This window comes from Nocardia tengchongensis (assembly GCF_054781395.1).
The window spans coordinates 2,424,545-2,448,134 of record NZ_BAAGUM010000006.1 but is presented as its reverse complement, the minus strand read 5'-3'; the positions used below and the strand labels follow the sequence as shown (position 1 = coordinate 2,448,134).

General features: G+C 70.5%; 13 protein-coding genes and 1 pseudogene. 9 read left to right on the top strand and 5 right to left on the bottom strand.

The genetic code is table 11. From position 1 onward, the window contains the following. Window positions 1-228 precede the first annotated feature (228 nt). Window positions 229-2,082 (bottom strand): dynamin family protein, encoded by a 1,854-nt coding sequence (locus ACYVKL_RS22280; protein ID WP_379165829.1) that lies wholly within the window; start codon window positions 2,080-2,082, stop codon window positions 229-231. Between the two features lie 8 nt (window positions 2,083-2,090). Beyond that, window positions 2,091-4,139: an IniB N-terminal domain-containing protein gene (locus ACYVKL_RS22275; RefSeq protein WP_379165595.1), complete on the bottom strand. Its 2,049-nt coding sequence runs from the start codon at window positions 4,137-4,139 to the stop codon at window positions 2,091-2,093. 314 nt (window positions 4,140-4,453) lie between these two features. Between ACYVKL_RS22275 and ACYVKL_RS22270 the strand changes: the two genes are divergently transcribed. The 6 genes from ACYVKL_RS22270 to ACYVKL_RS22245 all read left to right on the top strand — a co-directional run bounded on the left by ACYVKL_RS22270 (window position 4,454) and on the right by ACYVKL_RS22245 (window position 14,407). Next, entirely contained in the window at window positions 4,454-6,265 is a 1,812-nt protein-coding gene (locus ACYVKL_RS22270; protein WP_379165593.1) for an Hsp70 family protein, read from the top strand. Window positions 6,266-6,755: 490 nt separating this feature from the next. Then, complete coding sequence (locus ACYVKL_RS22265; RefSeq protein WP_379165828.1) at window positions 6,756-9,251, top strand: LuxR C-terminal-related transcriptional regulator; 2,496 nt, start codon at window positions 6,756-6,758, stop codon at window positions 9,249-9,251. Window positions 9,252-9,294: 43 nt separating this feature from the next. Continuing rightward, entirely contained in the window at window positions 9,295-10,437 is a 1,143-nt protein-coding gene (locus ACYVKL_RS22260; protein WP_379165592.1) for a hypothetical protein, read from the top strand. 119 nt (window positions 10,438-10,556) lie between these two features. Then, window positions 10,557-11,906 carry a S1 family peptidase gene (locus ACYVKL_RS22255; protein WP_379165591.1) on the top strand — a complete coding sequence of 450 codons (1,350 nt, stop codon included), beginning with the start codon at window positions 10,557-10,559 and terminating at the stop codon, window positions 11,904-11,906. 169 nt (window positions 11,907-12,075) lie between these two features. Further along, the gene (locus ACYVKL_RS22250; protein WP_379165590.1) at window positions 12,076-13,419 is read left to right on the top strand and encodes a S1 family peptidase; all 1,344 of its coding nucleotides are present in this window, start codon (window positions 12,076-12,078) and stop codon (window positions 13,417-13,419) included. A 163-nt stretch (window positions 13,420-13,582) separates the two neighbouring features. Next, window positions 13,583-14,407, top strand: coding sequence for an NRDE family protein (locus ACYVKL_RS22245; RefSeq protein WP_379165589.1), 825 nt, complete (start codon window positions 13,583-13,585; stop codon window positions 14,405-14,407). A gap of 87 nt (window positions 14,408-14,494) precedes the next feature. Here ACYVKL_RS22245 and ACYVKL_RS22240 read toward each other — a convergent pair whose 3' ends face one another. Continuing rightward, entirely contained in the window at window positions 14,495-15,220 is a 726-nt protein-coding gene (locus ACYVKL_RS22240; RefSeq protein WP_357189250.1) for a DUF8020 domain-containing protein, read from the bottom strand. A gap of 376 nt (window positions 15,221-15,596) precedes the next feature. On the opposite strand from ACYVKL_RS22240, the gene ACYVKL_RS22235 reads away from it, so the two are divergent. The 3 genes from ACYVKL_RS22235 to ACYVKL_RS22225 all read left to right on the top strand — a co-directional run bounded on the left by ACYVKL_RS22235 (window position 15,597) and on the right by ACYVKL_RS22225 (window position 20,092). After that, window positions 15,597-18,773, top strand: coding sequence for a (Fe-S)-binding protein (locus tag ACYVKL_RS22235; RefSeq protein ID WP_379165588.1), 3,177 nt, complete (start codon window positions 15,597-15,599; stop codon window positions 18,771-18,773). 223 nt (window positions 18,774-18,996) lie between these two features. After that, the gene (locus ACYVKL_RS22230) at window positions 18,997-19,758 is read left to right on the top strand and encodes a copper homeostasis protein CutC (protein WP_379165587.1); all 762 of its coding nucleotides are present in this window, start codon (window positions 18,997-18,999) and stop codon (window positions 19,756-19,758) included. A 49-nt stretch (window positions 19,759-19,807) separates the two neighbouring features. Further along, complete coding sequence (locus ACYVKL_RS22225; protein WP_379165586.1) at window positions 19,808-20,092, top strand: carbohydrate-binding protein; 285 nt, start codon at window positions 19,808-19,810, stop codon at window positions 20,090-20,092. Between the two features lie 564 nt (window positions 20,093-20,656). Here ACYVKL_RS22225 and ACYVKL_RS22220 read toward each other — a convergent pair. Next, window positions 20,657-21,940: pseudogene (locus tag ACYVKL_RS22220) on the bottom strand (YibE/F family protein); the annotation flags it as partial. Between the two features lie 430 nt (window positions 21,941-22,370). After that, complete coding sequence (locus tag ACYVKL_RS22215; RefSeq protein WP_213560714.1) at window positions 22,371-23,582, bottom strand: pyridoxal phosphate-dependent aminotransferase; 1,212 nt, start codon at window positions 23,580-23,582, stop codon at window positions 22,371-22,373. Window positions 23,583-23,590 lie beyond the last annotated feature (8 nt).

Genomic DNA, 23,590 nt, shown 5'->3' with positions numbered 1-23,590 from the left:
CACGCGGAATCGTTATCAGACCCCAGCAGGTCTCACAGCCGATTCCCAGTCCCGGGAACCGGCCCGCGCCGACGCCGGCCGCGACTCCGTCCGCCACACCACGATCTTGCCCGGGCCACGGCCGATCACCCCGACCCGGCCCCGGTGCGCCGCGCCCGGCTCCCGCCGACGGCTACCTACCGCCCGCCAACGCACACCAAGACCCCCTGCGGCCTGGTGGGCGGGGACTCAGCGGCCGGGCGGGAGTTGCGTGCGGTCGGCCGAGGTCAACGCGTCGTGCGTCCCCGGGCCGAGCAGCGCCCCGGCGTGGCGGCGGAGTTCACCGACCACACGCAGGCGGCGCTCGAGCTCGACGGCGCGTTCGGTGCCGCGGGCGGCCTCCACGTTCGCGGCCTCCTGGGCGGCGCGCAGCGATTCGTCGATCGAGCGCAGGGTGCGCTCGGCGATGGCGGTGAAGTGATCGCGCAGCAGCCGGTGGATCCGGTGCAGACGGTCCTTCGTCTCCTTGCCGCTGTGGAAGGCGATGTCGTCGAGATAGCGGCGCACCGCCAGCTTGGCGTCGGCGCGGCGCTTGGCCAGCCGAGCCTTCTTGTCGTCGCTGAACGCCTTGCCGCCCAACAGCACTCCCGCGCCCAGCGACAGCGGGTTGATCAGCGCCATCCCCGCCATGGTGCCGACCATGCCCGCCATCACCACGCCGCCGTACGAGCCGCGCACACCCACCAGCAGCTTGTGGCCCAGACCCAGGTCCGGTTCCAGATCGGCGAGGGTGCAGGACTCGGTGCGGGAGTCGTCGTCGAGGGTGTCCCGCACCTCCGGCAGATCCACCGCGCCCAGGTCGGTGAAGTGGGTGGCGACCTGCTCGGCCAGTTTCACCGCGCGGGTGCCGGTCCACACCAGGTTGTCGCCGAGCGCCGAACCCACGGTGGCCGTGAGCCATTCGTCCATGCTGTCCCAGTGCTTGCCGGGATCGTGGTCGTCGATCCAGTCCTCGGCGGTGCGGGCGATATCGCGCAGCCGATTCCGCAGATCGTGATCGATGTCGCCGGCCAGGTCGGTGATGCCGTCACCCAGCGTCTGCTGCCAGGCGGCGGTGTGTCGGTGCAACTTCTCCGCCTCGGCCTTGGCGGCATGCAATTCCCGGATGGCCGCCGCGCCCCGCGCCGGATCCCGCAACGCCACCAGCTCCGAACCCAGCGCGAGCGCCAGATGCTCTGCGGCGGAGGAGATGTCCAGGGCGACCGCGCGCTGCAGGGCCGCCTGATCCCGCGCCACCACCTGCTCACGCAGGAACTGGAACACCAGCCCGAAACCGGACTCACGACCCAGACTCTCGTCCTGCAGGCGCATGGCGTGCGCACGCAGCAGCGCCGACACCGGCAGCATCGGCAGCTCGATCTCGTTGACGCGCAGATGCTTCCGGTTCGCCTCGAACACCTGCCGCCAGTGCGGATACAGGTCGATCTTGGTGACCAGCACCGCGACCGCCGGGCACAACTCCCGCACCTGACGCAGGAAATCGACTTCGGGATCGGTGAGTTCGGTGGACGCGTCGGTCAGCACCAGCACCGCGTCCGCGGCCGGCGCCTGCGCGAGCACCCCGGCCGCGCCGGTGGTTCCGTGCACGCCCAGTCCGGGGGTGTCCACCACGACGATGCCGTCGGCGAGCAGCTGACTCGGGGCCTCGAGCTCGAGGCGCAACACCGCCCGGCCCTGCGGGCTGCGCGCGGTGAGGGCCGGGACCGTCTCGAAAGGCACCGGCTCCCGGGTGTTCTCGCCGCCGTCCGCGCCCGCCGCGACCACCGTCGCGCGCGGTTGCGGGCCGTAGGACAGCACGGTGGTCACCGCGGTCGCCACGTCATCGGCGACCGGGCACACGTCCAGGTTCACGAGGGCGTTGACGAATCGGCTCTTGCCCTGATTCCCCAAGCCCGCAACCAGGATCCGGCGCCGCGGATCGCGGACCTTGCCCGCGACCGTCTCCAGCCGGGCGACCAGATCTCCGCGCTCCGCGGCCCGCGCCACCGCGATGGTCTCCGAGACCATCGTCAACAGCGGATTCGCCACCACCATGCCTGTCATAACTCCCGTCACGAGTGCAGGATGTCACCGACGATGTCGCCACCGGCGTGCGTCCCGAGATCCACCCCGGTGTGCGCGCCGCCGTCGGCGAACAGCGACGCGTCCGGACCGGTGGTGTGCACGCCGCCGCCGAAGGCCTGCGAAACATCCACGCCGGCCCAGGGATTCGTGCCCGCACCGTGCAACCCGGCATCCACCGCGCTGCCGCCGTGCAACCCGGCATCCAGTCCGCTGCCGACCTGCGCCGCGCCGCCGACCTGAGTCGCCCCGGTGACCCCGGTATCGAGTCCGCCGCCGATCCCGGCCACCGCGTTCCCGACCCCGGTGAGCCCGGCCCCGACCTGAGTACCCGCGCCGACCGCCGAGTGCACCCCGGCATCCAGGCCCGACCCGATCTGCGTTCCGGCCCCGACCGCGCCGTGGAGTCCGGCATCGAGCCCGCCGCCGACCTGGGTACCGATCCCGGTCGCCGCACCGCCCACACCGGAAATGCCCGTCTCCAAACCACTTCCGACCTGCGCGCCCAGCCCGGTGCCCACATTCGCGGCACCACCCAGCCCGGTCTCCAGACCCGCGCCGACCTGAGTACCCGCCCCGATCGCGCTGTGCAGTCCGGTATCGAGCCCGCCACCCAACTGCGTTCCCAGATCCGCACCCGTGTGCAGACCGGCGTCGAGGCCGGTCCCGAGCTGTGCGCCCGCGCCGACGGCGCTGTTCACGCCCGCACCGAGCCCGCTACCCAGCTGCGCACCCAGATCCGCACCCGTGTGCAGACCAGCGTCGAGACCGGTCCCGAGCTGCGCGCCCGCACCGACCGCGCTGTTCACGCCAGCCCCCAGCTGCGAGCCCAGATCCGCGCCCGCGTGCAAGCCGGTGTCCAGACCGCCGCCGAGCTGTGCGCCCAGTCCGGCTCCCGCACCGGCGGCGGTGTTCAGGCCGGTCTGCAAGCCCGCGCCGATCTGGGTGCCCGCACCGATCGTGGTGCCGAGGCCCGCGTCGAGTCCGCCGCCGAGCTGGGTGCCGAGATCCGCGCCCGCGTGCAGGCCGGTGTCGAGGCCCGCGCCCAGTTGGGTGCCCGCGCCGAGGAGGGCGTCGGCCGCGCCGGACAGTCCGGTCTCCAGGCCGCTGCCGACCTGCGCGCCGAGGCCCACTCCCGCGTTGGCGGCGGTGCCGAGGCCGGTCTGCACACCGAGGCCCGCGTTGAGCGCGCTGTCGATACCGGTGGCGAGGCCCGCGCCGGAGCCGGTGTTCAGTGCACCCCCGAGGCCGGTCTGCAGGCCCGCGGCGGCGTTGACGGCGGCGTTGATGCCCGCGCCGAGGCCGGTCTCGAGATCGGCGGCGGTGGTGAGGGCGCCGGTCAGGCCGGTGGTGAGGCCCGCGCCGCCCTGGGTGACCGCGTCGATGGCGCCTTCGAGGCCGGTTTGCAGGCCCGCGCCCGCGGCCAGGCCGCCGGTGAGGGCGGAGGTCAGGTCGGCGGCGGCCTGGGCGCCGAGGACGCCGCCCAGGTTGGCTTCGACGCCGGTGGCGACGTCACCGGCCACGCCGAGCGCCCCGCCGAGCCCGGCGGTCAGGCCCGCGCCCAGGCCGGCGGCCGCGTCCACGACGCCGCCGATTCCATTGGAGATGCCCAGCTCGAGGCCGGTGCCGGCGTCGCCGGTCAGGCACACCTGGGTGGCGGTGACGGTGGCGGCGCCCAGGTTCAGGCCCGCGTTGTCGCCGACCGCGGCGGTACCGCCGAGGCCCACGTTCGCGCCGGCTCCGGTGGTCGCGCCGAGTCCGGCGCCCAGGCCGGCGTCGGCGCCGAGACCGGCATCTGTGCCGAGGCCCGCGCCCAGGCCGGTGGCGCCGCCCGCGGCGATGATGCTCGACAGCTGCGAACCTCCCGCAACCAGCGCGGATTCGGCCACCATCGGCGCGACGGCCGCGATGTCCTCCGGGGTCACGGTGTCCAGGCCGGCGGCGGTGAGGGCCGCGCCCGGGTTGTTGCAGTAGCTGACGGCGGCTTCGTGGTCGCGCAGCAGGTTGAGGATGAACTCGAGAATCGCGTTGGGGCTCATGTTGAATCGTCTCCCTGGTGGGGCGGGCCCCGCTGACCCGCACTGCTCGAATTGCCTTTCACGTTAGGAAGACGAGTTGTTACGCGTAAGGGGTGAACTCCCCCGATTTCCCCATCGCCGACCTTGGGGGTCGGGCAAACATTAGGGGAATTTCCCCAAACCTGCCGGGGAATCGGTAACGGTTGCCCCCCAGCTACCGACAGGCTCGGTGGGCCGCCCGGCCTAACAGCGGGTTTTCAGACATATCGGACCAAGAGCTTTCGAGCGGCACGCGAATCACCCACCGCGTGTCCGGTAATGACAGGGGAACTCGAATGAGTCAGGGGCTGGCGCTCGGCATCACGGTCGGGTCGTCGAACACGGTTGCCGTGACAACTTCGGGGGGACAACACAAGCTGCATACCCGGCCCAGCACGCTGGGCTCGGAGACGGAGCTTCCGGACAGTTTCCTGTCCCGGGTCGGGGATCCCGTGGACATCCGCACCAGCGACGGTTCCGCCGTCCGCGCCGCCGACCTGGTGGCGGGGGCCATCGGCCGCGTGGTGACGGACATGGGCCCGGCGGGCGCCGCGGTCGCCTGCTACCCGGCCTGGTGGTCGCAGCACACCGTGGAGGTGCAGCGGACCGCGCTCGATTCGGCGGGCCTGGAGGACGTGGCCCTGGTCCCGGAACCGGCGGCGGCGATGCGCTGGCTGCAGGATGTCCACGGGTCCAGCCGTGACGGCGCGATGGTGGTGTACGACCTCGGCGCGACCGGACTGACCGTCTCGGTGGCCCGGACGGGCGCCATGTCGGGCCTGCTCGGGGAGCCGGTCCGGACCACCACCGTGGCGGGTTCCGAATTCGATCTGCTGACGATGCGTTATGTCCTCGCCTATGCGGTCGGCGAAAAGGATTTCGATCCTTTCGACCCGGTGGTGGAACAAGAATTGTCGGAGCTCCGGATTCGCTGCAAAATTGCGAAAGAAACTCTTTCCACTAATACGGCAACCATGGTGCCGGTGCGTTTGCCCATGCTCGGTGTCGCCGATGTGCGACTGGTTCGCGACGATATCGAGGAGCTGCTGCGGGGTCCGCTCCTCGGTTCGACCGACCTGGTCCGCGAGGCGCTGCGCCGGGCCGGACTCACCACCGCCGACCTGGACGGTTTCCTGCTCATCGGCGGCGGCGCGAGCATCCCGCTGGTGACCGAGGTGCTGTCCACCGAATTCGGCGTCCCGGTCGCGGCCGCCGCCGATCCGGCGCACCTGAGCGCGCACGGCGCCGCCCTGCTGGCCGCCGACCTGCTCGCCGACATCACCGAAACCGAGGCGCACCCGGCCATCGCGATCGGCGGTCCGATCCACGCCGAGGCCGACACCGCCCTGGCGCCCCCACGCACCACGGCGGGCCTGCCCCGCCGCGTCCGGACCGGCTCCCTACCGGAGCCTGCCGCCGAACCGCCGACCGCGGCCCCCCGCGTCGAGCAGACCGCGGAAACCACTGCCGCGCCGCGCATTCCGGTGCTACCGGAACTGCCAGAGGCGGAAGCCGAGGGCGGCTTCCGGCACTGGAAGCGGCTGGCCGTGATCGGCGCCGCCGCCATCGCGGTGGCCGCGGTCGCGACCGGCTCGCTGGCCATGGGCACCGGCGCCCAGTCCACGCCCGCGAATACCGGAGGGACGCAATCCCCTTCGACCTCGGCGGTCGCGTTGAACACGCCCGCGCCGAACGGCGGGGTCACCCCCTCCGGCACGCCGGGCACGCCCGTGCAGGGCAGTCCGATCGCCGCGGTGAACTCGCCGCAACAGCCGGGGGCCACCCAGCCGGGCGGCACCCAGCCCGGCTCGCCCGCGCAGGCCACCCCCGCGGGCGCACCGGGCGGGCAGTCGGACACCCCTGCCCAGCAACAGAATCCGGCGCCCGAGCAGTCGCCCCAGACTCAGCAGACGCAACCCGCGCCCCAGCCGCAGCAGCCCGCCCCGGCGCAGCAGCAGCCGCCGGTGCAGACCATGCAGCTGCCGTCCAACCCGGTCCCCGCCCCCGTGCAGGTGCCGGCGCCCCAGCTCCCCACGGGAGCCTTGAACAACGCCGTTGACGGACTCGGGAACGCGATTCCCCCGATCGCTCCGCATACCGGCCGCTGAGAGTTGGTTCCTCGTGACAGGCGTTAACCCAGTCGCGCTCGATTCCCTTCCGGGCGCGCGAGAGATATTCCGGGACTTGGATTCCGGCGATTCCGGTGCGGTGCTGTATCTGATCCGCGGCCGCTCCGGCACCGGTAAGTCCACCCTGCTGGGCGCGATCCGGGCGCGGTTGCGCGCCCGCGGCGTCGCGCTCACCGACCATCCGGCGCAGGCGCCGCGCCCCTCGGGCGCGGACCGCGCCGAGGACCTCACCGGCCGCCCCCGGATCGCCCTGATCGTCGACGACGCGCACACGCTCGGCCCGGCCGAGTTCGATCAGCTGTGCGCCGCCGCCGAAGCCGGGGAGTTCCCGGTGGTGATCGGACTGCGTCCGCGCCCGCACGACCCGCGCCTGCGCGGGCTCACCGATCTGGTGGCCCGCCGCGGCCGGGTGATCGATCTGCGCGCCCTGGGCGCCACCGAGATCGCCCCGTTCGCACGGGAATTGGGCATGATGGTGCCGCGCGGCCTGGCGCAGCACATTCATCGGCAGACCGGCGGCATCCACGGCGGCGTGGTCGCCGCCCTGACCGCCGCCTGCGCGACCCGCCTGGACGCGGGCGTGACCGCCGTCGATCAGGCGGTGACGGCGTGGGCGCGGACCCGGCTCGACGACGCCGACCCCGACCTGCTCGACGCCCTGGTGGTCGCGGCCATCGGCGCGGGCCTGGACACCGGGGAACTGACCGAGGTGCTCGACATCGCCCCGGCCGCCGCGCAGGGTCTGGTGGACCGGGCCCGGGGCAGTGCCCTGGTCACCGACGCCGACCTGCTGCTGGCCCCGGCGGTCGCGCCGCTGCGCACCCTGGTGGGTGACCGCCGCTTCCTGACCGTGGCCCGCCGCCTGCTGCACGCCCGCCTGGACGCCGGACTGCTGCGCGACCACACCGCGCTGTTGCTCGCCGAATCCGGTGTCCGCGACGAGCGGTTGGCCGGGTTCCTGTGCGCCGCCGCGGAACGGGCCGGTGACGAGGCGGTCCGGTATTACGCGGCCGCGGCCGCCGCCGGCGCCGATCCGGAGGCCCTGGCCGTGCGCTGGGCCGATGCCGCCGCCCGCCACGGCGACGGCGACACCGCGCTGCGGCTGGCCGAACCGAGCCTCGCGAATCCGGCGATCGCGCCTGCCGACCTGGCCGTCGCGGTCCGCGTCTGCGCCGGCGTCTGGACCCGGCGCGGCCTGGCCGATCGGGCCGCGCAGCTCTACACCTGGCTCGGGCCCGCCCGGGTGGGCGCGGACTGGGCGGTCGCGGCAACCGTGCTCTACCTGTCCGGCGATGCCCGTGGCGCACAGGAGCTCTCGGTCAATGCCGGGCAGTGGCCGCCCACCGAGGCCACCTCGCGGGCCGGGTCCATCGCACACGCCCTGTCCGATTCGATCGGATTGCCCGGCGGTCCGGGGTCCCAGCGGACCGGCGCGACGCAGACCGGTGCGAACGCGCACGGAATCGGGCACGGCCACAACGGAATCCAGTACCCGACACCGTCCGGCGCTGCGGGCAACGGCCGCGGCGGCACCGGATACCCCGCTGCCCCAGGCGCTCTCGACCGCTCCCGGCCCGGGCCGAACCCGGCCACGACCGGGGCCTCCGAACGAGGAGCCTTCAACGCGGTCGCAGAGCGCAATGGCGGTACGGGCATGCCGGGCGGCGACGCGCGCCCCGCGGTCACCGCCGCGCCGTCCACCGCCACCACAACGCAGGCCAATGGCTTCGGTACCGCGTCGGCCCCAACCGGATTCACCGCCGAGATGCGGGCGGTCCCGCCCGCGACCCTGGCCGGTCAGCGTTTCGCGAACCCGGCGCAGGCCCGCCGCGGCGCGGCCGTGTCGGCGGCGTCGGCGCTGATTCACGCCGCGCACTCCGGCCCGGCGCCGGCCGATGACGGCGGCGATCGTTTCCTGCCCTGCTCGGCGGTGTCGATCGCGGTGCTGTTGTGCCTGAGCATGGGTGATCCGCGGCGCGCCGCCGACGCCCTGCGCGGCGCGTCCCGCGATCCGCAGTCCCTGGTACTGGGCGCGTGGGTCGCCATGCTGGGCGGCGACGAACACGGTGCGGCGACGCTGATGTCGGAAGTCCGGGTGGCGGAACTGGATCCGCGGGATCGGCTGCTGGCGCACGGCGTGATCGTCGGCCTGGCCCGCCGCAGCGGCGACCATGCCGCCCTCGCCATGACCTGGCAGGCGGCATACCCGCTGTTCGACGAAGTCGGCGCGGACCTGCTGGCGCTGCTGCCCATCGGTGAACTGTGGCTGGCCGGAATCCGTTTGCGGGACGAGGCGCGGATGACCGCGCTGGTGACCGCCGCCGACGAACTGCTGCGTCAGCTCGGCGAACCGCCGGTCTGGTCGAATGCCTTCCACTGGTACGCGATTCAGGCGGCCATCGCCCAGGAAAGCCCGGAAGCCCTGCTGCCGCACGCGCATCGGTTGAAGACGGCCGCGTCCGCGGGCGATCCGCAGGCCGCGGTGCTGGCCGACGCGGGCCGCACCTGGGTGCTGGTGTTGCGCGGTCAGGTGGTGCGGGATCGGGTGGAGGGCGCGGTGTCGCGACTGGCCGGGCTCGGCCTGCGCTGGGATGCCGCCCGGCTGGCCAGTGAGGCCGCGCTGGCGGCGGGCGATTCGGCCACCGCGACCGCGCTGCTCAAGCTGGCCCGCACGGTGCGTGCGCAGTCCCGGCCGTCGGAATCGCCGGTGCGGGCGCCCGAGCCCGCGGCCCCGCAGGCACGCCCGGAACCGGTCACCGATACCGTGCTGAGCGAACGCGAACGTGAAGTGGCCGAACTGGTGCTGCTCGGTTTGACGTACCGGGAGATCGGGGCTCGGCTCTACATCTCGGCCAAAACCGTGGAACATCACGTGGCCCGGATGCGACGTCGAATCGGTGCGAGCTCGCGTTCGGAGTTATTGTCAATGCTTCGCGCCATGGGTCACGGTTCACTCCTCGTCTGACCTCGGCGCGGAGAGACCGGACGCACCGAGTGAGGTAACGACGATGGCCACTGGCGTGGGCCTGCGGATCGCGGACGACGAATCCGTCGTCGCCGTGGTGACGGGCGACGACGCCACGCTCCCGGTGCACTACACCGTCCGCGAATCCGTGCTGCACATGTCCGACGACGGGGACGCCGTGCTCGGCGGCGAGGCGCCGGAAGGCTATACGCACTCCATTCGCGGCTTCGTCGGCGCGGTCGGCGACCCGGCCGGGCTGCCGGTCGACGACGGCGAGGCCTACCGCGCCGAGGACCTGATGGCCACCGCGGTCTTCTGCCTGATCAGCCAGGCCGCCGAGCATCTGAACGGTCCCGCCGAGTTCTATCTGGCCCACCCGACCGGCTGGACCGAGGCGCACGCGCGTTCGTTGCGCGAGGCACTCGACTATCTGGGCCTGAAGTCGGTGGTGCTGGTCAGCGAGCGCGACCTACCGCAGGCGGACGCGGAGACGGGCAAGACCCTCGCCTACAACGCGGCCCGTGCGGCCCTGGCGGCGGTGCTGTCCACCCCGGCCGGGCTGACGCCGCCCGATGCCACCGCGTCCGCCGTCAACGCCGCCGATGTCACCGATGTGCTGCCCGCGCTGAAGGCTTCCGACTCGATGGCCCAAGCGTATTCGGCCGCTGTCGCCGCGGTCCCGGCCGCGACCGCCGCCGAACCGGCGGTGACCCGTTCGATTCCGGCGCCCGCGGTCCGGCACGCGCCGCGCGCCAGTCGTGGCCCGTACATCATCGCCGGGATCGCCGCGCTGATCGGTTTGCTGCTCGGTGGCATCGGGGTGGCTGCGGTGTTGCGCCAAGACGACTCGACGCCCGGCCCGCCGCGCGGCGAGGTGCGGTCGGAGCCGGACGCCGCCACCGCGGGGGTGGCGCCGCCGCTGCTGCCGCCCACCGGTTCGCTGCATCCGACCGCGGCCGCGCCCGTCGATCCGGCCGACGCCCCCGCGACCTCCGAAGCGCCGGCCACCACCACCCCGCCGACCACCACACCGGAGCCGACCACCACCCTGCCGCCGGTTCCGGCGACCACGCCGCCCACCACGACCCGTCCGTATCCGCCGGTCTACCAGTACCCGCCGGTGCCGACCTTCGGTCTGCCGCCCGCCCCGGTGCTGCAGGACCCGTGGGGACAGAGTCAGCGCTGATTTCGTAGCGACCTTCCGAGGTTTGTGCCCTAAAGTGGTGCGCTGACCGACCTTCCGGAAGGTAACCGGATCCCGGGCCTGGAAGGGTCGGTCTGCTGGGTGCACTACGAAGGGACTCCATGCGCAAGTTCACGGCGCGCCGCGCCACGGTCCGAGCAGCCACCGTCGCCGTTGCCTCGACCGTCCTATTGGGTCCCCTTCTGAGCACCGCCGGCGCCGAGCCGGCGTCCCCGGATCAGCTTGCCGCCGAAAGTCTTCCGGCCGAGCTGGTGACCGCCATCCAGCGCGATCTGAAGATGACGCCCGCCGAATATCTGGACCGGTCGGCCAAGGCCCAGCAGTTGCGGAACTACGCGACCGACTTCCGCACCCAGCGCCCCGATGATTTCGCGGGCGCCTGGATGGGCACCGACGGCAAGCCGGTGCTGGCCGTCACCTCCCTCGACGCCGCCAAGATCGCGGCCGCCGACGGCTACCAGACCCGGCTGGCCCCGATCAGCGCGGACGGCCTGGAGAACTCGGTCGATCAGCTGAACCAGTGGATCACCGGGCTGCCGCGCGAGATCTCCGGCGCCATCAATTCGGTGGCCATCGACTTCCTCAACAGCCAGCTGGTGCTCAGTGTCGCCAACACCCCCGGCGGCCATTTGCTGAATCTGCCCACGCTGATCGCCAATATCAAGGTGATCCTGTCGCCGAACTCGGGCGGCCCGGTGGAGCGGCGGCCGATGGGCGGCGACACCTACATCACCGCGCCGACACCGCTCGACTCGTCGCTGCACGGCGTGGATGTGTGCTCGTTCGGATTCAACAGTGTCGATTCGGCCGGTAATGCCCTGAACATCAGTGCCGGGCATTGCAATCCGAATGTCGACAAGGGCACCGGCGCCGACGTGTATCTGCCGAATGTCAAAAACCTGTTGGCCAGCCCGAAGGTCGGCAGTTTCGTGACCGCGAACCTGGGTGGTCGCAGCGCGCTCGACTATTCGGTGATCAAGCTCAATGACGACGCGGTGCGGGCCGGCATGGATCAGCCGTCGGTGCGCGGCGCCAATGGCACCACCCTCACCATTACCGGTGTGGCCGACCCGATCACCGGCGCCCCGGTCTGCAAGTCGGGCCAGTCGTCCACCTTCACCTGCGGTTTCGTGGTGGCGGATCGGGTGGAGACGCAGCTGTACACCACCGAGGGCCAGTCGAAGACGATCCGCGGTTTCGCTTCCAGCGCCTGCACTCTGGGCGGCGACAGCGGTGGCGCGATCGTGACCGGCACGCTGGCGCTGGGAATCACCAGTGGTTCGAATGCGGCGGACGCTCCGAACTGCAACGAAGCCAACACACAGCTGGCGCAGTACGGCGGCACCGCATCGCTGGGTATCCCGCTGCGCCCGATTCTGACCGATATCGACGCCAATTCCGGTGGCGGTGTGGGCAGTGGAATTCAGGTGCGCACGCGCTCGCACGCGTGAGTGATCGGCACTGAGTCGCGGATTCGCGGCCCGCGGCGACGGGCCGCGAAAATCGGACATCCATCTCATTGGGTGTCAATCTGACATGCCCGCTGTTTGCCCTGCGAATACCGAAACGTCACCTGGCAATAAGTAGGCATAACGGTCCCGACACCATATAGTCGGGGCCATGCTCCTGCCACGTATGCGCTCCTCCATGCCTGCCGCGGGCCGACGGCCGCGGTCCCTTGTCCGAACTGCGGCGATCGCGGCCACCGCGGTACTCGTCGCCGGACCCTTGGCGGCGAGCGCGCACGCGGAGCCCGAAACCCCCGCGACCCCGAATCTGCCGGCCGAACTGGTGGCCGCGATCACCCGCGATCTCAAGATCTCTCCGCAGGACTACCTGAACCGCGCCGACGTCGCGCAGAAGGTGGCCACCTTCGCCACCACCGCGCAGCGGCAGTTCCCGGATGTCTTCGGTGGCGCCTGGCTGGACGAGACGGGCAAGGCGATCGTGGCGCTCGCTCCCGGCGATGCGCACGAGCAGGCCCGCAAGGCCGTGCAGGACGCCGGCTTCGTCGCCAAGGACGTCGCCAAGAGCGAGACCACGCTGCGCGGCGAGAAGAACGCCTTCCAGCAGTGGCTGAAGGATCAGCCGGAGTCGGTGTCGAAGTCGGTCCGAGGCGTGGCCGTCGACACCCTGAACAACAGCATCGCGGTGCGGGTCGACAAGGCCGACATCCCGCTGCCCGGTTTCGTGGACCCGGCCCGGGTCATCGTGATGGCCGCCCCGCCGGTCGGCGGCGAGGGCCAGGACGTGCCGAAGGCCGCCGAGATCGCCGGCGCCGGCCCGCGGGCCATGGCCGCCGGTGACGCGTTCGCCTCGGTCGCCGGTCGCATGTCGCTGCGCTGCTCGCTCGGCTTCAACGGCGTGGACGGCAACGGCAACGTCGTGAACATCACCGCGGGCCACTGCAACCCGAACATCCCCGCCACCGGCGGCGCGAACTCCCCGGGCGTGTTCCAGCTGGTCGGCGAGAGCCTGGGCCCGCAGATGGGCTCGTTCCAGAAGTCGGTGCTGGGCAACCAGGACTACTCGATCATCGGCATCAACGACCAGTTCCGGGACAGCTTCTCCAACCCGCTGGTGAGCGTCCCGAACGCGGCCCCGATCACCGTCACCGGTGTGGCCGTCCCGGTGGTGGGCGCTCCGGTCTGCAAGTCGGGCGCGCGCGCCGGCTTCAGCTGCGGCGTGGTGAACGCAGTCGACCAGTCCGTCCAGGTCGGCGACCGCCTGCTCACCCAGTCGTTCTCGTCGAATATCTGCGCCCTGCCCGGTGATTCGGGCGGCCCGCTGGTGACCGGCACCCTGGCCCTGGGCATCTCCAGCGCCTCCTCGGTCGCCGACTACCCGATCTGCGAGATCCCGAACCTGATCGGTCTGATCACCGGCAACACCCCGCAGCTGTTCGCGCAGCCGATCAGCACGGTGCTCTCCGACAACCCGGGCCTGCGGGTGCGCACCAGCTAGGCACAGCATCCTCGGAAAGGCCGGTAGCTCAACCGCTACCGGCCTTTTCGCATTCTTGGGTACGGGGGGTTCCCCGGAGGGCAGTGCTGGGGCGGCGGGCAAACAGTGGGACGGGAGTGGTCGGGCGTGGTGGCGGCGCCATCGGTTCGGGCATTCTGGAGTTATGTGTTTGGCGTTGCTCGGCTGGCGGGCGCATCCGGAATATCGGTTGATCCTCGCCGCCAATCGGGACGAGTTCTTCACCCGCCCAACGGAATCGCTGCGGCGCTGGGACGAGGTTCCCGGCCTGCTGGCGGGCCGGGACCGGGGCGCGCCGGGTCCGGTACCGGGAACCTGGCTCGGCGTGCTGCCCGACCGGCACCGGTTCGCGACCGTCACCAATGTGCGATTGCCCGGCGAATTCCGCACCGACGTCCGCTCGCGGGGCGCACTGCTGATGGACTTCCTGCGCGGCGATCAGGTTCCGGAGAAGTTCGCGCGCGGGATCGCCGCCGCCCCCGACGATTACAACGGCTTCAATCTGCTGGTCTCGGATCTGGAAACGCTGTGGTGGCACAGCAATCGGGGCAACGGCCCCCGGGAGCTGGCGCCCGGCTTCCACGGTGTGTCCAACAACGCACTGGTCGGCTCGCTGGCCCCCGACGGCGCCGTGTCGACGGACGCGGCCGGACCGGTGTGGCCCAAGGTCCGCGCGGGCGTGCGCGCCCTGGCCGCGGCCGAGCCCGGTGATGTCGCGGGCTATCTCGCGGTGCTGGCCGACCGCACCATCGCCCCGGCCGCCGAGCTGCCCCGCACCGGACTGGACCGGCTCACCGAGCGTTCCGCGTCGGCGCGTTTCGTCAATCATCCGATCCATGGAACCCGCTGCAGCACAGTCCTTCTGGTGCGCGAAGACGGCAGCTACACGATGACCGAGCGCACCTTCGCCCGCTTCGGCCGCCGCCGTGACACGGTGTCGCTCGAGGGCCGGATGGAACTCCCGGCCTGATCCCCCGGAAACGCGCTCGGCCCGCCTCCGACGAGCGAGGCGGGCCGAGCGGGTGGAGCATGCCGGGGTGGATACCCCGGCGATTCATCAGTTCGGCGTGACCGCCGGGGTGGTGGTGGCGGCGGGGGCCCACTTGGTGGTGCCGTCCGGCGCCTGCATGGTGTTCAGCAGGTCGATGCCCGCGGCGAGCAGGGTCGGGCCACCCGCGGCGATGGTGCCGAGGATGCCGCCGATGCCGGCGCCCGCGACCAGACCCGGCACGCAGCCGGCGACGATGGTCACAACGCAGCCGATGATCGCGCCGAGGGCGGTGCCCACGAAGCTGCCGATGCCCAGCGCGAGGCTGAACTGGGTGGAGAAGTAGCTCATCGCCTTCTGGTTCTCGTCAGAGGAGGCGATCGGCTTGGCCGAGGCGATCGGGGCGACGGCCAGCGGCTGGGCGGGGTTGAAGTCGGCCGGCTTCTCCGGAACGACCTCGAGCACCTTGCCGTCTTCCTTGACCTCGGACTTCACCGGAATCTGGGTGCCCGCGGCGGTGTAGGACAGCGGGAACGAGATCACGACGGCGCCCTGCTGGTCCTTGACGTTGACCACAGTCTGCTTCGGGTCCTCGGGCGTCGCGCCGTCCTGCTGCGCGAGTTCGAAGGTGCCGTTCTTCAGGGTGGAGACGATCGTCTTGCCGTCGACCAGCTTGGTGGAGTAGTTGATTCCAGCAGGCTGTGCGGGAGCATTGTCGGCGTGAGCGGTAGTCATCCCGATGGTCATTGCGCCGATGACCAGGGCAGCAGCCGCAGTGGTACTGCGAAGCTTCATTCGGTTGGTTTCCAATCCGTCATCAGGTATATCCGCTGTGCGCTCTTCGCCACGCGAGGCCCGGCTTCCCTCGGGCCATGCCTACGCGCTAGGACGAGTCCTCCCCGAGCATGTGAAGACGCGCACAGCTGTCGGACAGCGTGAGCCTAGTCGATCACATTACGATTTGCGAGATTCGTTTCTCTCTGCACGCCAGCACGTTTCGAAGTAAGCCTGCCCTTGGTTACGACTGCGATTTGCCGGGATTTACGGTGTGGGAAACCCTGGACAGTTAAGTTACCGGCGGGTAACTTACCGTCCATTAGGATACGAGCAACTCGAGGCGGAACCAGGCTGCCTCGCGAAACGCTCGTAGAACCGTAAGAGAGGTCGCGACATGAATGCCCTGACAGTGACACTGGGCACGATTGGGGCGGTGTTCACAGTCTTCTGTTGGGCATCGTTCATCGGAGGCGTGCGAAATATCGTGCGCACCGTCATGGTCGGGCAGTCCGCGCCCGATCGCTGGCGGCCGTTCTTCCCCCGCTTCAAGACCATGCTCGTGGAGTTCCTCGCGCACACGCGGATGAACAAGTTCCGCACGGTCGGCTGGGCGCACTGGCTGGTCATGATCGGCTTCCTCGCCGGGTTCATCCTGTGGTTCGAGGCCTACGGTCAGACCTTCGACCCCGAATTCCACTGGCCCATCATCGGTTCCTGGGGCATCTACCATCTGGTGGACGAATTCCTCGGCATCGGAACCGTGATCGGCATCGTCGTGCTGATCGTGATCCGCCAGCTGAACCACCCGCGCGTGCCGGCGCGGCTGTCGCGCTTCAGCGGTTCGAAGTTCGCGCCCGCCTATGTGATCGAATCCATCGTCCTCGTCGAGGGCCTGGGCATGGTCTTCGTGAAGGCCGGCAAGATCGCGACCTACCACGAGTCCCACACCTGGAGCGACTTCTTCACCGAGCAGGTCGCCAAGCTGCTGCCCGAGTCGATCGCCATGGTTTCGATCTTCGCGTTCATCAAGCTCTGCTCCGGCGCGCTGTTCCTGCTGCTGGTCGGCCGCAATGTCACCTGGGGTGTCGCCTGGCACCGTTTCGCGGCGTTCCCGAACATCTACTTCAAGCGTGAGAACGACGGCGACGTCGCGCTCGGTGCGGCCAAGCCGATGATGTCGAACGGCAAGCCGATCGAGATGGAGACCGCCGATCCGGACAACGACACCTTCGGTGTCGGCAAGTTCGAGGACTTCTCCTGGAAGGACATCCTCGACGTCACCACCTGTACCGAGTGTGGTCGTTGCCAGTCGCAGTGCCCGGCCTGGAACACGGGCAAGCCGCTCTCGCCCAAGCTGCTGATCATGTCGCTGCGTGACCACGGTTACGCCAAGGCCCCGTACCTGCTGGCCGGTGGCCGCAAGGACATGGGTGGCGACGAGATCGGTCTGGTCGACGCCGAGGGCAAGCCGAACGAGCGTGCGCTGGCGCAGATCTCGGAGGCCGCGCGCGCCGAGGCGGAGCGTCCGCTGGTCGGCGGCGAGGACGTCAACGGCATCATCGATCCCGAGGTGCTGTGGTCCTGCACCACCTGTGGCGCCTGCGTCGAGCAGTGCCCGGTGGACATCGAGCACGTCGACCACATCATCGACATGCGCCGCTACCAGGTGCTGATCGAGTCGGAGTTCCCCTCCGAGCTGGCCGGTCTGTTCAAGAACCTGGAGAACAAGGGCAACCCCTGGGGTCAGAACGCCAAGGACCGCCTGAACTGGATCTCCGAGGTCGACTTCGAGGTTCCGGTCTTCGGTAAGGACGCGGACAGCTTCGACGGCTACGAGTACCTGTTCTGGGTCGGTTGCGCCGGCGCCTACGAGGACCGCGCCAAGAAGACCACCAAGGCCGTCGCCGAGCTGCTGGCCACCGCGGGCACCAAGTTCATGGTGCTCGGCCAGGAGGAGACCTGCACCGGTGACTCGGCTCGCCGCGCGGGCAACGAGTTCCTGTTCCAGCAGCTGGCCATGCAGAACATCGAACTGCTGAACTCGGTGTTCGAGGGCGTCGAGCAGGCCAAGAAGAAGATCGTCGTCACCTGTGCGCACTGCTTCAACGCGCTCAACAACGAGTACCCGCAGGTGGGCGGCACCTACGAGGTCGTGCACCACACCCAGCTGCTGAACCGCCTGGTGCGGGGCAAGCAGCTGGTGCCGGTGTCGCCGGTCGCGCAGAACGTGACCTACCACGACCCCTGCTACCTGGGCCGGCACAACAAGATCTACAACGCGCCGCGTGAGCTGATGGAGGCCTCGGGTTCGACCCTGGTCGAAATGCCGCGGCACGCCGAGCGTTCCATGTGCTGTGGCGCCGGTGGCGCGCGCATGTGGATGGAAGAGCAGCTCGGCAAGCGCATCAACATCGACCGGGTCGACGAGGCGCTGGACACCCTGAAGGGCGGCAACGAGCCGTCCATGATCGCCACCGGCTGCCCGTTCTGCCGCGTCATGCTGACCGACGGCGTCACCGCCCGCAAGGACGGCGGCGAAGTCGGCCAGGGCGTCGAGGTCGTGGATGTCGCGCAGCTGATGCTGCAGTCCATCGACCGCGTGGACGCCGCGATCCTGACCGAGAACCTGAAGGTCGTCCAGCAGCCCAAGGCCGAACCGGAGCCCGAGCCCGAGCCCGTCAAGGTCGAGGCCGCTGTGGCCGAGGCGCCCGCCGCGGCCGAGCCGAAGGCCGCTCCGGCCGGTGGCGGCCTGGGTATGAAGGGTGGCCTGAAGCCGCCGGGTGGCAAGGGTCTCGCCATGAAGGGCGGGCTGAAGGCTCCTGGCGCGAAGGCTGAAGCCCCGGCCGCCGAGGCCGCTCCGGCCGCGGCCGAGGAAGCCGCCGCACCGGCGCCGGCCAAGGGTCTCGCCATGAAGGGCGGCCTCAAGGCTCCGGGCGGTAAGGGTCTGGCCATGAAGGGCGCCGCCAAGGCTCCCGGTGCGAAGGCCGAAACCGCTTCCGCCGCTGCGGCTCCCGCCGAGGCCGCGCCGGCCGAGGCCGCCGCCGCTCCGGAGGTCCCGGCCGCCAAGCCGGGCGGGCTCGCCATGAAGGGCGGCCTGAAGGCTCCCGGTGGCAAGGGTCTGCAGATGAAGGGCGCCGCCAAGGCTCCGGGTGCGAAGCCCGCCGCCGAGGCCGCTCCGGCCGAGGCTCCCGCTGCCGCCGCTCCGGCTCCGGCCGCGGAGGCTCCCGCCGCTGCGGCTCCGGCCGCCGAGGCCAAGCCGTCCATCGCGCCCAAGGGTCTGGCCATGAAGTCGGGCCTGAAGCGCCCCGGCCCGAAGGCTCCGGGCGCCGCGGCTCCGGCCGCCGCTCCGGAAGCGCCTGCGGCTCCGGCCGATTCGACTCCGGCTCCGGCCGCCGAGCCGGTCGCCCCGGCCGAGCCCGCCGCCCCGGTCGAGCCGGCCGCGACGGAGAGCAACGGCACGGCGGAAGGCAATGGCGTGGCCGAGGCCAACGGCGCCGCCAATCCGCCCGCCGCGAAGCCGGGTGGTCTCGGCTTCAAGTCGGGCATGAAGGCTCCGGGCCGGAAGAACTAGGCTCCCGGCCCGAAACACCGGGCTGCCGAACCTGATTGACCAGGGCGGCGCTACCGATTCGGTAGCGCCGCCCTGGTCGTTTCACCCCGCGGCCGCCGCTGCCGTCGCGGTGATCCACCGCCCGTCGCACGCGAGCGCGGTGTGGCACGGTTCACGCGGCGTTCACCGTCCTGGGGCAAATCTCGGGCAACAAACTTGGCGGGAGTTCGCCATACTGCAAGGTATGACGGATGCGCGGGCGGTGCGGGTCGAGATCGGGGTGGAGTCTCTGGGCGGGGTCCGGATCGCCGAACAGGCGGGGGCGGCGCGCGTGGAGCTGTGTTCGGGTCTCACGGTCGGGGGGCTGACACCGGGTCCCGCGCTCATCGAGGCCGCGGTGGCGGCGGCCGGGCACACGCAGGTGCATGTGCTGATCCGGCCGCGCCCCGGTGATTTCCGCTATACGGCCGACGAGGTGGCGCTCATGCGCGCCGATGTCGAGCGGGTGCGCGCGGCGGGCGCGCACGGCGTGGTGGTCGGCGTCCTCGACGAGGACGGTCACGTCGATCCGGCCGCGAACACCGAACTGCTGGCCGCCGCCGACGACCTGGAGGTCACCTTTCACCGCGCGTTCGACGTGTGCGCGGATCCGTACGCGGGTTTCGACCAGTTGCTGGAGTTGGGTTTCACCCGGCTGCTCACCTCCGGCCGCCAGGAGTCGGTGCTGGACGGCGCGTCGCTGATCGCCCGGATGGTGAGCCTGTCCGACGGCCGCATCGACGTGATGGCCTGCGGCGGCCTGCGCGCCGACAATGCCCGCCGGGTGATCGAGTTGACCGGGACGCGGGATCTGCATGCGGCCGTGCGCATTCCGGTGCCCGGTCGCGCGCAGCCCGATACCGAGGTCTCCTTCGCCGAGTTCGGGGTGCCGACCGGCTTCGATCATTTCGCCACCGACGCCGATGGCGTCGCGGCGCTGTGCGAGGCGGCGCGGACGTCGCTGTAGGAGCGTGGACAACGCCTCCGCCCCTTGACTTTTCCCGCCGATCCCTCCCGTGACCACCACCCCACCGGTCACGACACCGCCGGTCACCACGACCCAGTCGCCGCCGACCACCACCCACAGTCACCAGCCGCCGCCCAGCACGACCCACAGCCATCAGCCGCCACCCACCACCACCGGCCAACCGACCAGCGGCACATGGACGGTCGGCGCACACTACGGCGTGGGCGACATCGTCACCTACGACGGCAAGCGCTACCGCTGCCTGCAGGCGCACACGGTGTACGACCCCGGCTGGACGCCGACCGCCGCGCCCGCGCTCTGGCAGGCGCTCTAGACCCCCGCCGCCGCGGGTGACGGGTTCGGTTCCGCCGAATCCGAACACCGTGCACTCACGGAGACGGGTGAGGGGCGTGTTTCCTCGGAGCTGAACCGATGGAAACACGCCCCTCACAACATTTCTCGCTCAGGAGTCGGGCCGGGAGTGCCGTCCTCCGCCGCGGGGCGGCTCGGGCGGTCGACGCGGGCCCGGCATCCCCGGATCCGTCCACGGTTCGTCCGGATGGAACCAGGACGAGGTCGTGTACCGCGGATCCTGCTGTCCCCCACCGTCGAACTGGGGGGGATTCGCCGGTGCGGGCTCGACCGGCGTCGGACCCGGTTGCACCACACTGGTTCTCGGCACGGTCGGGTCGCCGTCCCTGGACCCGGACGGTGGCCGCGGCGTCACCGGCTGCGACCCCGTACGCGGATTGCCGGTGTCGCCGCCGACCCGCACCACGAACTGCGAGCCGGTGCGCGGACCGTTCGGGTCGCCGCCGCGCCGCGCGGCCGGCTGCGCACCCGTGCGCGGCCCACCCGGTCGGCGTGGCGTATTCCGTTGCGCCCCACCGCCGCGCGGCCGGTTGCCGCCCGCGGCGGCCGCCGCTCGCGCGGTACGCGGCGGCCGCGCCAGCAGCACCGCGATGGCGGTGGTCAGCGGCACGGACAGGGCCAACGCGATACCGCCGACCGCGGACCGCGCGATCTCGATGCCCACCGCGTCACCGGTCAGCACGTCCCGCATGGACCGTCCCGCCACGCTGAACAGCATCAGAAGCGGCAGTGCGCCACCGGCGTAGGCGAGCACCAGGGTGTAGACGGTGCTGGCGATGTGGTCGCGCCCGACCCGCATGGCGGCGGCGAAAATGCCGCGCCGGGTGGCCTTCTCATCGAGCTCGGCCAGTTCGAAGGCCGCCGACGCCTGGGTGATGGTCACGTCGTTGAGCACACCGAGGGAGCCGATGATGAACCCGGCGAGCAGCAGCCCGGTGATGCTGACATGCTGGAGATAGGTCGCGACGTTGGTGTTCTGTTCTTCCGAGAACCCGGTCAGATGGGTCATCTTCAAGGCCGCCCAGGACAGCACCGCCGCGACGATCATCGCCGACAGCGTGCCCAGCAGCGCCGAACTGGTGCGCAGGTTCACCCCGTGCGCGAGATACAGCACGGCGTAGAGGATCACCGCGCCGGCGACGAGAGCGGTTGGGATGGCGGGTTTTCCGTCCAGCAGCGCGGGCAGCAGGAATACCACCAGCACACCGAAGGCGACGACGAGTCCGAGCAGCGCCCGCAGTCCGCGCCACCGCGCGACGGCGATGATGACGACGGCGAACACGATGCCGATGATGGTCAGCGGCAGTCCGCGCGCGTAGTCGTCGAACGAGTAAGTGGTCACCAAGCTGGGGTCGGCGTCGGGGGCCGCTTTCGGATCCACCTGTCGCACGATGCGGATCTTGTCGCCCGCGCGCAGGTCGGGCTGTCCCGGCCCGGGTGCGATCTCGAACAGCGTCTTGCTGCCCTGGCTGGGCCCGGAGTCGATGGTGACGATGCTGCGCTGGCAGGTGTAGCCGTTGGCTCGGGGCGCCTGCGGTTCGTCGGCGAATACCCGTCCGTTGGAGGAGCTCCCGCACGGCCCGATGTCTTGCCTGACGACCGTGCCGGCCTCGGTCTGCACGGCTCCGCCGCCGCCGTTCTGCATGGGCAGCGGGATGTCGATGTGCTGAGCGCTCGGCCAGAGCCAGATGAGCCCCGCCACGACCACGACGCCGATCGCCGCCAGTAAGCCGACGACGACCTTGGCCGCGGTGGCGCCGATGGCGATGGGTCCGGAGTGGTCGTGATGGTGGTGATGGTGATCGCTCACGCGGAGAGCCTAAACGAAAACCATTTTTGACATGCTGAGAGGTCTCGGCATTTTGCCAGGTGAGGCGGTCGCGATCGCGAGAATTTTTTAGGGGGCGGCGGAGAGCAGGGGGATGTCTCCGCCGCCCGGGGTCAGCGGCCCAGGGGGGGTAGGCCGACTAACCAGGACCGGACGGCCCAGGGGGGGTAGGCGGTCCGGTCGGGCACTCGAAGTGCCGTGGCCTACTGTACACAAAAGTCGGTTCTTTGCGCTAGCTAAGTCTCTAAAAACCCAACTTTTTCGTACCAGCGGTTTGTTTTAGCCAGAGTCTCACCTGCGCCACACCCCGCGAGGGAGGGTGTCCGCTATTGGACAAGACCGCATAGGCGCAGGTCAATAGGGGTCAGGGGAACCTCCCCGAACCCTACCGCCCGATACTTCCGCCCGGAACCTATTGCCGATAGCTGGACAGGAAGTTGCCGAATCGTTCGATGGCGACCGACAGATCACGCGCCCACGGCAGCGTGACGATGCGCAGATGATCGTGGTGCGGCCAGTTGAACCCGGTCCCCTGCACCATCAGGATCTTCTCCTGCAGCAGCAGATCCAGCACCAGCTTCGAATCATCGTGGATCTCATGGACTTCCGGGTCCAGCCGCGGGAACGCGTACAGCGCGCCCTCCGGCTTCACACACGACACACCCGGAATCGTGTTCAACTTCTGCCACGCCACATCCCGCTGCTCCAGCAGCCGGCCGCCGGGCAGCACCAGATCGTCGATGCTCTGATGCCCGCCCAGCGCCACCTGAATGGCGTGCTGCGCGGGCACGTTCGGGCACAAGCGGGTCGAGGCCAGCAGGTCGATGCCCTCGATGAAGCCGCCCGCGTGCTCCTTCGGACCGGTGATGACCAGCCAGCCGGAGCGGTAACCCGCCACCCGGTAGGCCTTGGACAGGCCGTTGAAGGTGAGACACAGCAGATCCGGGGCCAGCGTGGCCAGCGACACGTGCTTGGCGTCGTCGTAGAGGATCTTGTCGTAGATCTCGTCGGCCAGCAGCAGCAGCTGATGCTTGCGGGCCAGGTCCACCACCTGCTGCAACACCTCCGCGGAGTACACCGCGCCGGTGGGGTTGTTCGGGTTGATCACGACAATCGCCTTGGTCTTGTCGGTGATCTTGGATTCCATGTCGGCGATGTCCGGCTGCCAGCCGTTGGACTCGTCGCACAGGTAGTGCACCGGGGTGCCGCCCGCCAGCGAGGTCATGGCCGTCCACAGCGGATAGTCCGGCGCCGGGATCAGCACCTCGTCGCCGTTGTCGAGCAGCGCCTGCATGACGATGGTGATCAGCTCGGAGACGCCGTTGCCCAGGTAGACGTCGTCCACATCGAATTCGGGGAAGCCCGGCACCACTTCGTAGCGGGTGAAGATGGCCCGGCGCGCCGACAGGATGCCCTTGGACTCGCTGTACCCCTGCGCGTACGGCAGTGCCGCGATCATGTCGCGCATGATGACGTCGGGCGCGTCGAACCCGAACGGCGCGGGATTGCCGATGTTCAGCTTGAGGATCCGATGCCCCTCGGCCTCCAACCGCGCCGCATGCGCGTGTACCGGCCCCCGGATCTCATAGAGAACGTTCTGGAGCTTGGTGGACTGCTCCAGCATGCGCGGGG